We start from the raw sequence: 9,100 nt of genomic DNA on the forward strand, positions 1-9,100 counted from the left end.
TGTTTGGCTGCGCCAAACGGTCGCTGCGCTCCCACGCCCGGATCAATCCCTCCACTCAGCCTGCCGACGGGCTCTAAGATCAAAAGCGGTACTCGAGCTTGCGCTCATTGTGTTGAGTGGGGCGGCTTTGCCGCATGGGGTGTTCGCAAATCAAAACTGTGTGGCTTGCCAGCGATGGCGGCCTGACAGCCGACCAGTTTTTGCAGGATGTATGCGCTCAAACTGTGGGAGTTAGCCCTGTTGACGATGGCGGTCTGGCAGGCGACTCATCTCTATGAGATATACCCAGTTAAACTGTAGGAGTGAGCCTGCTCGCGATAGCGGTCTTCCCTCTACCTGATCCCCATCTGCCACCCACAAAAAAGCCACCTCTGCGGTGGCTCCTTTTCCAGCATCGACTATCAGTCGTAAATCACTTTTTTCTTCCAGTCTGCATCCGCCTCTACATCTTTGAGGCCGGCGGTCAGTTGGTTTTCGTCGCCTTCGGCCGGGGCGATTTTGTCCATGACCTGGGCGTTGGCGCGGGCCAGCAGTTTTTCCAGGTATTGCAGTTGTTCGGCGTAAATCTGCGGGTCTGGCTGTTTGCGCAGGTATTGCACGCCGCGTTCGAAGGCGAGGCGGGCCTGGCCGGGTTGGTTTTGTTGCAGGGACTGTTGGCCGAGGTTGTTGAAGAATTCGATGTGCAGCAGTACCAGAATGTGGCGGACTTCGCGAACCCAGTGTTTGGCTTCGTTCGGTGGCAGGAAGCCGTCGTGGGCGGCGCGGGTGATCTGGCCGTGCAGGGCTTCTAGCAGGAAGCGTACGTCTTTGGCCTTGGCCTCGGTCATGATCGGTGCCGGCGGGTTGTTGACCGGGATCGATTCGCCTTGGGCGACCATTGCACTCAGTTCGGTGATGCGGGCTTTGGTGGTGGCGCTGGTTTTTTCGAGGTTCAGCAAACGTTGGCAGACGTTCAGTTCCAGACGCGTCAGCAACAGCTTGAGCGCAGGGGTCATGAACTGACCGGGGAAGGTTTCCGTCAGTTCGCCGCAGCGACGCAGGCGATCGTTGAGTTCGACTTTGGTGCGGGCCTTCTCCAGTTTGTTGGCTTCCACTACATGGTTCATGTAGCCAATGGCGATCAGGATTGCGATCCCGGCTACGACGAGCAGGGTGATCATGAGTGGTGTCACCGGTAAGACCTCTTTATAGGGTTCGCACGCGAGTGTAGTGGCTGGGCATTTAGGCGCCTAGCGCCGCTCGACGAGTTGGATCGGCTGGTTCAATCTGTATCGGCCGCGTGCTGCTTATATGAATGCTGGCGCTTGATATGCAGATTGCCATCACTGAGCGGTGGACTATAACGTCTTGGCGAGTGTCGGAATATAGGCGTCAAGGACTGGGCGAAGGAAAACCCCGATTGCTCCCGTAAAGCAGGGCGAAGTCATTGATTTAAATAAATTTATATCTGGGGGTTGACGACCTCTCAATCCATCCATAGAATGCGCGCCACTTGCAGCGTAAAGCACAAAGCGAAGCGCGGCAGGGAGTGAATGTTGTAGTGTGTCCCCTTCGTCTAGTGGCCTAGGACACCGCCCTTTCACGGCGGTAACAGGGGTTCGAGTCCCCTAGGGGACGCCAATGCGGGAATAGCTCAGTTGGTAGAGCACGACCTTGCCAAGGTCGGGGTCGCGAGTTCGAGTCTCGTTTCCCGCTCCAATTTTAAACAGCAGTGCTTTCGGGCGGTGCTGAGTGAAACCAGAACCAAATCTTCGGAGGCGGATCTGGACACCGAAACACACACCATGTGTTCCGGGTAGCGTGTCCCCTTCGTCTAGTGGCCTAGGACACCGCCCTTTCACGGCGGTAACAGGGGTTCGAGTCCCCTAGGGGACGCCATTTGCGGGAATAGCTCAGTTGGTAGAGCACGACCTTGCCAAGGTCGGGGTCGCGAGTTCGAGTCTCGTTTCCCGCTCCAAATTCTAGAAACGCCGCTCAGTGAGCGGCGTTTTTATTAGTGAAAGTTGTAGCCTGTGTCCCCTTCGTCTAGTGGCCTAGGACACCGCCCTTTCACGGCGGTAACAGGGGTTCGAGTCCCCTAGGGGACGCCATTGCGGGAATAGCTCAGTTGGTAGAGCACGACCTTGCCAAGGTCGGGGTCGCGAGTTCGAGTCTCGTTTCCCGCTCCAAATTCACAAAAACGCCGATCAGTGATGATCGGCGTTTTTGTTTGTGCGCGATTTGTCGCGCCCATAAAAAAGGACCCTCGCGGGTCCTTTTTTTGTCGCTGAACCCGGCGCTGGCCGGGTTCGACGATGGCTCACAACTTCGGCAATTGCCCGATGCGGCCCATCATTTCAGTGACGATCTGCAGATCCAGCAAGAACTGGTCAACGGTCTTGAACTCGCCATCGGTGTGCCCGGTGTATTTCACTTCTGGACGCGCCAGGCCAAATTGCACGCCGTTAGGCAATTCATGAACCGACGTGGCGCCGGCAGAGGTGCCGAACTCGTGTTTCATGCCAAGGTTTTCCGTGGACACCGCCAGCAGCGCCTTGACCCATTCACCTTCCGGGTTGCGATACATCGGTTCGGCGACCGAGTAATCGAATGCTACGGCAACCTGGGTTTTCTTGGTCCAGGCGCTCAGTTTGTCGGCGATTTCAGCCTTGAGTTTTTCCGGGGATTTGCCCTTCGGCACCCGCAGATTCACCGCCAGCTTGAACGCGTTGTCATCCTCGCCGACGTAAGTCAGCGAAGTGGTCAGCGGTCCCATGAAATCATCGGAGAAACCCACACCGAGTTTTTTACCCAGATAATCCAGGCCCCAATTGTCGGCGGCGTAGCGAGCGGCGTCGGTGAACGAGTTGTGCTTGAGGGCGATTTTGCCATCGAGGCTGTTGATGAACACCAGCATGCGCGCTACCGGATTAACACCGGATTCCGGTTCGGAGGAGTGCGCAGACACGCCGGTCACCGTCAGTCTGACGTCTTTGCCATCAACCTTGGCAGCGACTTCAAAATTGCCGCCATTGTGTTTGGCGAATTCAGTCCCGGCCTTTTGCAGGCTGGCTGCCAGTTCGGCAGGTTTGTCGGTCACCAGGGTGACGACGGACGCCGATGGAATCTGGTTGGTCGCCAGGCCGCCGGTCATCGAAGTGATTTCTGCGCCTTTGCCTTCAGCGGTGCGTTTGGCAAATTTGGCCATCACGGTGCCGTAGCCTTTCTCGGCAATCACGACCGGGTAACCACCGTCCAATGCCATGTTGTAGGCCGGCGTCGGGTTTTTCTCGAAGTAATAAGGGATCGCGTCACCCGTGGTTTCTTCGGTGGTGTCGACCAGCAGCTTGAAGTTGCGCGCCAGCGGCAGCTTCTCTTCCTTGATCACCTTCATGGCGTACATCGCGACGACAATACCGTTCTTGTCATCCTCGGTGCCGCGGCCGTACATGCGGTCGCCAATCAAAGTGACCTTGAACGGATCAAGCTTGGTGCCGTCCTTCAGCACCCAGTTTTCCGGGGTCACGGGCACCACGTCAGCGTGGGCATGGATGCCGACGACTTCGTCGCCCTGGCCTTCGAGGGAGATTTCGTAGACGCGGTTATCGACGTTGCGAAAGTTCAGGTTGAACGACTCGGCCAGGCTTTTGATCTTGGCGGCGATCTTGATGAATTCAGGATTGTCGTGCTGAGCCACACCTTCTTTTTGGAAGGTTGGGATCTCGACCAGTTCGCGCAGGGTTTCCAGCGCGGCTTTGCCGTACCTCACGCGGGTGTAAATGCCCAGCAGGCGATGAATTTCGTTCTGCTGTTCGGCATTCAGCGTTTTGTTGTCGAGAAAAGTGCTGATGGCTGGACCGAGATTGTCGCTTTTGGCGATGTCGCTCTTGGCCAGGCTGCTCAAAAACTCGCGGAAGTCCGTGACGTTTTTGTCGTCGAAGGATTTCAGGATGACCGCGCTCTGCTGTGGGGTGATGTTGGCTTGAGCGGCGCTGGTGAATGACGCGAGGCTGGCGAGCATCAGGGTAGCGGCGGCCAGTTGCTTGAGGGAGAAATCCATTACGCAGGCATTCCTTGCAGACAGTGGGAAGGACGTTTCTGTCGGATGCGTCAGAAACGTTTTGCAAACTAACACCGCGAACGTGTGCCAAGGGAGCCTTGAAACTTGATCTGTCGCACAGAAATGCAAAAGAGGCGCACAAACGAAACAAACCGAGCCAAGCCAGCATTCTTTGTCAGTGAGAATTGTTCCCAGTCACTACCTGTCAATGTTGACAGTAGACAGGTGTTTTTGACTGGCGCATACAGAAGCTGAGCCCGGGAGCGGGAGGCAATGCATCAATGTGCAAGCATGCACGGGAGGCAGGCAATGGACGGTCAATTTCAATTCACAGGGAATTTCGTGTTCGTCGGATTTGGCTCAATAACCAAAGCAGTTCTGCCGTTACTGCTTGAGCAGCACGAAATCAACGTCAATAGCGTGGTGGTCGTAGCGCCGGTTCTTGAGGGCTCGGAGTGGTTCGAAGCACAGGGCATTACCTTGGTCAGGTGCGCCCTGAACCCGGAAAACTACAGGCTGATTCTTGACAGTCTGCTTAAGGCTGGTGATTTTCTGGTCAATTTATCGGTCAATGTCAGCTCGATCGATTTGGTCAGCTACTGCGCCACCGGCGGGATGTTGTACCTCGATACCTGTGTCGAACCTTGGGAAGGCGGGTATGAAAACCCCTCCTTGTCACTGTCCGAACGTACAAATTACGCAATGCGTCATCAAATGCTGCGCTTGCGTGAGTTGCTCGACCAAGGCCCTACGGCGGTTATCGCGCATGGCGCCAATCCGGGTTTGATCTCTCATTTTCTCAAAGAGGCTTTGATGTGCCTGGCGCAGGAGTTGAAAACCCCTGTGCCCAAGACGCGAGCAGGCGTGGATTGGGCCGTGCTGGCGATGGAAATGGACGTGAAAGTCATCCATGTCGCCGAAAGAGACACGCAACGTTCCCGCCGTATCAAAAGGCCGGATGAATTCGTTAATACCTGGTCAGTCGATGGTTTTTTGAGTGAGGGGCGCCAGGCTGCAGAGCTGTCGCTGGGCACCCATGAGAAAACCTGGCCGGCAGACGCCAAGCGGCATCTGTTTGGATCGGGTAATGCCATTTACCTGGATCGTCCGGGGGCGAGCGTGCAAGTAAAAACCTGGACCCCCGAAGGCGGGGCGTGCCTGGGCTTGCTGATCACCCATCACGAAACCGTTTCAACGGCGGATTTTCTAACGGTGAAAAAGTCCGGAAAGGTGATCTATCGTCCTACCGTGCACTACGCCTATCACCCTTGCGATGACGCGTTGCTATCGATCAATGAACTGATCGGGCAAGGGTGGCGGCCGCAGGCCAGGCAACGGATCATGTGTGCAGAGATCGCTCGTGGTGGCGTCGATGCGCTGGGTGTGTTGTTGATGGGGCACGCGAAAAATGCCTATTGGTATGGATCGCTGTTGACTGTGGATCAAGCAAGGGCCGTGGCACCCTTCAACACGGCAACCAGTCTGCAAGTGGTTGCCGGCGTGCTTTCCGGCATCATCTGGGCGGTCCGGCATCCCGACAGAGGCATCGTCGAGGCGGAGCAAATGGATCACGAAGAGATTCTGCAATTGGCTAGACCGTACCTCGGCACGCTGACAGGGATCCAGACGGACTGGCGTCCAACGGACTGTCCGACCCACTTGTTGCGCTGCGAACCCGAGGCGATCGATCAGTGGCAGTTCGAGCAATTTCGCATCGCGTGATGTCTCGCGGGTAGCCCGCCATATCGACTGGCGGGCTGGTTTCGCAGGCACTCACATCGACAGCACCAAGCGTCCGGCGAACAGGATCAGAATCACGCCCATGCTGCGCTCGAACCAGTGGCCCATGCGCATAAACAGCAGGCGCACTTTGTTGCTGGAGAAAAACAGCGCGACGATGACGAACCACAACGCGTTTACAAAACACATCCACACACCATAGAGCGCCTGGATTTGCAGGGGCGTGGTGGCGCTGATGATCGTGGTGAAGATCGCCAGAAAGAACAGGGTGGCTTTGGGGTTGGTGGCGTTGGTCAGGAAACCGGTGCTGAACGCCTTGAACAGCGATTGCTCAACCAGCGGTTCGTCCGCAGCTTTTTCGCCTTCGAGGGTGGTTTTCGGCTTGCTGCGAATCAGGCTGACACCGAGGTACAAAATGTAAGCACCGCCGACCACTTTGGCCACGGTCAGCAACCACGGTGTGGTGTGCATCAACGCGCCGACGCCGAGCAGCGTATACAAAACATGCACGGAAATCCCCGCGCCGATGCCCAGCGCTGTGCAAATTCCTACTAACCGTCCGAAGCGCACGCTTTGACGAATGGTCACGGCGAAGTCCGGTCCGGGAGCGACCACGGCGAGAAAATGGATGGTGGCCAGCGCCAGAAACTCGCCCAGGTAATTCGAATACATCTCAGCTCCAGAAAGTCAGGGGTGAAGCATTGCCGCGATAGCCGACAAAGAAAGAAAGGCTCAAGCGCGGATCCGCCACGCCCGGGGTCACCGAGTGCATGCAGCGCGAATTGAACATGATGAAATCGCCCGGCTCCGGCCGTACTTCAAGGGCTGGCGCGCCGAGTAACGCTGGGTCGATGCCATAGCTGTCGCCGCGCATCTCGTCGAACTGGTCCGGCGTGATGTCGTCATCCCACATCTGCAAGGCGCCGCCTTCGGTGGGCATATTCAGGTAGACGTTGCAGGCGAACTGCGCCTCTAGACTGCGGGCCTGGAAGCTGTCGGGGGCGTCTTTGGCGAAGATGTCGTGGTGGGCGAGAAAGCACACGCCGGGTTTGACTACGCGCGAAAGCCCGACATACATCTTGCGCCCGTAGAGCTTTTCCAGATGCGCACCGGCGGGCCAGGATTCGTCGAGCATGCAACGCAGAGTGTCGACGGGCGAAGCGTAGGGCGCGCAACGATGACGCAGCTCGGCGATGTTGCGAGTGGCGCGCTCGAAGTAGTCTTCGATCAGCAGCGGCTGGTTTTCCGCCTCGTAAAACGCCATGCCGATGCGCCCGATGCTCGGGGCATTGATGTAGCCCTCAAAGCCCGGTGCAAGAATCTTGTCGCCAATTTCGATCGCCAGCGGCTGGGGCAAAAAGCCTTTGACGCGAATGGCGAGGACTTCTTCGTTGGCCAGTTTTTTTATGCACGTCTCATCGAGACGCTCGACGTCTAGCATCATGTTGTCTAGGTCCATCTATCGATAGTCAACGGAACCGGCGAGTGCGGTTCCCCCGGCGCCGGACGCCGCGCAAGGCAGCGTCCGAAATGCTCAATCCACGCTGTAGTGGACGGACAGCGTGCCCTTCTTCTGTGAAAGGGACGCGATCGTGACTGTGCCCAGATCCTTCAGGCTGCGTACATGGGTGCCACCACAGCCATAGGCCGGGAGTTCACCAAAACCGATTTCCCGCGCGCCTTCGCGCAGCGAGGTCAGGCGGGGCAGATCGTGTTCGATCCACTGGTCAATGCCGTATTGAACGGTTTCTGCCTCGACTTCCTGCGCGGCATCACCGGGTTTGAATTGCACCCGGCCTTCGTCCGGCCAGTGGTGCGCCTTGATCGGCGTCCAGCCCAGTGCCTGAACGAAATGGCCAATCAGATGGCCGGCCGAATGCATGCGGGTGTTGAAGCGGCGGCGATCCTCATCGATGCGGATGCAGGTCATGCCGAGCGCTACCGGTTGATCGACGAAATGCACGATCCGATCCGGCTCCTGCACCACGCGTAGCACTCGGCTTTCGCCAATCCAGCCGGTATCGCAAGGCTGACCGCCACCCTGCGGATGGAACAACGTGGCGCGTAGTACGACGGCAAATTCATTCTCGTGGGGCGTGCAGTCGAGGACTTCCACGTTCGCCTTGAGGTCATCGCTGCGGAAAAACAGGCGAAGCGTCATATTCGATGCCCTTGGGAAAGTTTCTATTTTTATTATATGAATCGTGCAATAACGTGATAATCCGTTCAAACATCAAAGGACTTGTGCGCTGTGAGCATCAATCTGCCGTTGCCATTGCTGGGTGAAATGGCGATTTTCGTCAAGGTCGTCGAGACGGGCAGCTTCTCTGAAGCGGCTCGGCAACTCGGCTCATCGCCATCGGCGATCAGCCGCAGCATCTCGCGGCTGGAGAAAGCCCTGGCCACGCGATTACTGCAACGCACCACGCGCAAACTGCGCTTGAGCGACGGCGGTGAGGAAGTGTTCAAGCGTTGTCAGGAAATGGTCAGCGCCGCGAAATCGGTGATGGAAATCAGTGGCCAGTTCACTCACGAAGCGGAAGGGCTGGTGCGGGTCAGCGTGCCGAAAGCGGTTGGGCGCTTTGTGGTTCATCCGCATATGCCGGAGTTTCTGCGGCGATATCCCAAGGTCGATGTCGAGTTATTGCTGGAAGACCGGCAGGTCGATTTGATTGACGATCATGTCGACCTGGCGATTCGCATTACCGACCGGCCACCGGCGGGATTGGTCGGGCGCCAATTGCTGACCATCGATCACTTGCTCTGCGCGACGCCGCAATATCTGGCCGAACACGGTACGCCGACTCACCCGCATGATCTGCTCAATCACAGCTGCATTTATCTGGGCGAAACCCCGAGCGATGCGCGCTGGAAATTCAAGAAGGGCAGCAAAGCAGTGACGGTTGGCGTGCGCGGTCGCTATGCCGCCAATCACACAGGCGTGCGTTTGGGCGCGGTATTGCAGCACATCGGGATCGGCAGCCTGCCGTATTTCACGGCGCGTTATGCCTTGGAGCAAAAGTTGATCGTGCAGGTGCTGCCAGACTGGACATTCCTCGCGTCTTACCACGGCGGGCTCTGGCTGTTGCACTCGCCCACCCGGTACTTGCCGCCGAAGTTGCGGGTGTTTATCGATTTTCTGGTGGAGTGCCTGGAGAAGGAACCGACCCTGAGTAAACCCGGTAAGCCGGGCAATGCAAGTAACACCGCGATGGCGTACGAGCTACCTGAAAGCGAGGGGTTGTTGTAGCGCAAAAGCAAAAGATCGCAGCCTTCGGCAGCTCCTACATACGCGGTCAATGCAGGAGCTGCCGAAGGCTG

At 57.3% G+C, this 9,100-nt stretch carries 7 protein-coding genes and 6 tRNA genes; 8 read left to right on the forward strand and 5 right to left on the reverse strand.

The features are described 5' to 3' along the window. Positions 1 to 401 precede the first annotated feature (401 nt). Positions 402 to 1,160 (reverse strand): hypothetical protein, encoded by a 759-nt coding sequence (locus EJA71_RS17925; protein WP_178113718.1) that lies wholly within the window; start codon positions 1,158 to 1,160, stop codon positions 402 to 404. Between the two features lie 384 nt (positions 1,161 to 1,544). On the opposite strand from EJA71_RS17925, the gene EJA71_RS17930 reads away from it, so the two are divergent. From EJA71_RS17930 to EJA71_RS17955, 6 genes are all read left to right on the forward strand, one after another. Beyond that, positions 1,545 to 1,620 (forward strand) — tRNA-Glu (locus tag EJA71_RS17930). Positions 1,621 to 1,622: 2 nt separating this feature from the next. Further along, positions 1,623 to 1,698: transfer RNA gene (locus tag EJA71_RS17935), tRNA-Gly, on the forward strand. A 104-nt stretch (positions 1,699 to 1,802) separates the two neighbouring features. Next, positions 1,803 to 1,878 (forward strand) — tRNA-Glu (locus tag EJA71_RS17940). Positions 1,879 to 1,881: 3 nt separating this feature from the next. Continuing rightward, a tRNA-Gly gene (locus EJA71_RS17945) sits at positions 1,882 to 1,957 on the forward strand. A 57-nt stretch (positions 1,958 to 2,014) separates the two neighbouring features. Further along, a tRNA-Glu gene (locus EJA71_RS17950) sits at positions 2,015 to 2,090 on the forward strand. Positions 2,091 to 2,092: 2 nt separating this feature from the next. Further along, a tRNA-Gly gene (locus EJA71_RS17955) sits at positions 2,093 to 2,168 on the forward strand. Positions 2,169 to 2,299: 131 nt separating this feature from the next. Here EJA71_RS17955 and EJA71_RS17960 read toward each other — a convergent pair. Beyond that, positions 2,300 to 4,039 (reverse strand): dipeptidase, encoded by a 1,740-nt coding sequence (locus tag EJA71_RS17960; protein ID WP_158958947.1) that lies wholly within the window; start codon positions 4,037 to 4,039, stop codon positions 2,300 to 2,302. A gap of 309 nt (positions 4,040 to 4,348) precedes the next feature. Here EJA71_RS17960 and EJA71_RS17965 point away from each other — a divergent pair, with 309 nt between their 5' ends. After that, on the forward strand, positions 4,349 to 5,761 hold the full coding sequence (locus tag EJA71_RS17965) for a saccharopine dehydrogenase C-terminal domain-containing protein (protein ID WP_158958949.1): 1,413 nt from the start codon (positions 4,349 to 4,351) through the stop codon (positions 5,759 to 5,761). A 51-nt stretch (positions 5,762 to 5,812) separates the two neighbouring features. Here EJA71_RS17965 and EJA71_RS17970 read toward each other — a convergent pair whose 3' ends face one another. From EJA71_RS17970 to EJA71_RS17980, 3 genes are all read right to left on the reverse strand, one after another. Continuing rightward, positions 5,813 to 6,451, reverse strand: a complete 639-nt coding sequence (locus EJA71_RS17970) for a LysE family translocator (protein WP_158958951.1) — start codon at positions 6,449 to 6,451, stop codon at positions 5,813 to 5,815. 1 nt (position 6,452) lies between these two features. Beyond that, positions 6,453 to 7,223, reverse strand: a complete 771-nt coding sequence (locus EJA71_RS17975) for a 2OG-Fe(II) oxygenase (RefSeq protein ID WP_158958953.1) — start codon at positions 7,221 to 7,223, stop codon at positions 6,453 to 6,455. A 90-nt stretch (positions 7,224 to 7,313) separates the two neighbouring features. After that, complete coding sequence (locus EJA71_RS17980; protein ID WP_158958955.1) at positions 7,314 to 7,940, reverse strand: alanyl-tRNA editing protein; 627 nt, start codon at positions 7,938 to 7,940, stop codon at positions 7,314 to 7,316. 90 nt (positions 7,941 to 8,030) lie between these two features. Here EJA71_RS17980 and EJA71_RS17985 point away from each other — a divergent pair, with 90 nt between their 5' ends. Beyond that, positions 8,031 to 9,029, forward strand: a complete 999-nt coding sequence (locus EJA71_RS17985) for a LysR family transcriptional regulator (RefSeq protein ID WP_158958957.1) — start codon at positions 8,031 to 8,033, stop codon at positions 9,027 to 9,029. Positions 9,030 to 9,100 lie beyond the last annotated feature (71 nt).

Origin of the sequence: Pseudomonas sp. PB106, assembly GCF_009764645.1 — a bacterium.
Classification (GTDB): domain Bacteria; phylum Pseudomonadota; class Gammaproteobacteria; order Pseudomonadales; family Pseudomonadaceae; genus Aquipseudomonas.

Bases quoted from the DNA above. Each gene is read 5' to 3' on its own strand.
- EJA71_RS17975 (WP_158958953.1), bottom strand. From the start codon at position 7,223: ATGATGCTAGACGTCGAGCGTCTCGATGAGACGTGCATAAAAAAACTG.
- EJA71_RS17970 (WP_158958951.1), bottom strand. From the start codon at position 6,451: ATGTATTCGAATTACCTGGGCGAGTTTCTGGCGCTGGCCACCATCCAT.
- EJA71_RS17925 (WP_178113718.1), bottom strand. From the start codon at position 1,160: ATGATCACCCTGCTCGTCGTAGCCGGGATCGCAATCCTGATCGCCATT.
- EJA71_RS17980 (WP_158958955.1), bottom strand. From the start codon at position 7,940: ATGACGCTTCGCCTGTTTTTCCGCAGCGATGACCTCAAGGCGAACGTG.
- EJA71_RS17960 (WP_158958947.1), bottom strand. From the start codon at position 4,039: ATGGATTTCTCCCTCAAGCAACTGGCCGCCGCTACCCTGATGCTCGCC.
- EJA71_RS17965 (WP_158958949.1), top strand. From the start codon at position 4,349: ATGGACGGTCAATTTCAATTCACAGGGAATTTCGTGTTCGTCGGATTT.